At 43.8% G+C, this 843-nt stretch carries 1 protein-coding gene and 1 pseudogene; both read right to left on the bottom strand.

The window, feature by feature from the left end; translation table 11 throughout:
• On the bottom strand, window positions 1-237 hold a 237-nt coding region (locus tag ACFQ0N_RS38215), incomplete at its 3' end, for a transposase (RefSeq protein ID WP_379335734.1).
• 50 nt (window positions 238-287) lie between these two features.
• Window positions 288-644: pseudogene (locus ACFQ0N_RS38210) on the bottom strand (LysR family transcriptional regulator); the annotation flags it as partial.
• Window positions 645-843 lie beyond the last annotated feature (199 nt).

Genomic DNA, 843 nt, shown 5'->3' with positions numbered 1-843 from the left:
GGCGTAGAGTTCGTTGATCTGATGCTCATACTCGTTTTTCATTTTCGTGATGCCTTTTCGATCATCGACGAACAATTGCGAGAGGTTCTGCACCGCTTCTGCTTTCCACCGGTTGAGGACATTCGTACGAATGCCATGCTCCGTTGCGAGCTGCGAAACTGACTTTTCTTCCTTCAGAATTTCCAGTACGATACGTGCTTTTTCTTCGGGGGTAAACCTTCGTCTGCTGGTCGACATACAACTAAGAAACTCCTTTTTTACTGTCTAGTTTCTATGTAGCATTATAGAATACTAAGGTCGGGATAATTTTGACGAAATTGTTGAATTAGAGGCGGAAGATAGTAAGAAGCAATTGAATCTATCGTTCCAATCATGAGGGTACCCCCACCCTGGCGGTTAAGTTTTTCTTTTGACTGCTGATAAAAATCAAGGATTTGGCCCGCGATCCTTAGCAATTCCTCCCCAGCGGAAGTAAGTCTAAGCCCTTTGCTATGGCGTTCGAATAACTGAACTCCATATTCCTTTTCTAATTTCTGAATCTGTGTCGTCACGCTAGGCTGTGCGTAGCCAAGCTCTTCGGCTGCTCGCGTGAAGCTTTTTCGTAAGGCAACCTCACGGAATGTATGCAGATAGTTTAAATCCATCTCGTTCTCCCCATCAATATTTTCTATACTGATTATTACTTATTATAGCTAACAGTGATGTTGAATTCCATGTTGACATCCTCCCCCGCCTACGCTTTGCTTAGAGGCAGGGGATTCCCCTTATTCACTCATTAGCGAGAAGCAGGTTCAGTTACCGTTACCTTAGGAATTTGTTCCATGATCACAGAAGAGGTTCTTA

This window comes from Paenibacillus sp. GCM10027626 (genome assembly GCF_042676285.1).
Taxonomy (GTDB): domain Bacteria; phylum Bacillota; class Bacilli; order Paenibacillales; family Paenibacillaceae; genus Paenibacillus_Z.
The sequence above is the reverse complement of the archived record's forward strand: the minus strand, read 5'-3'. Positions and strand labels throughout refer to the sequence as shown.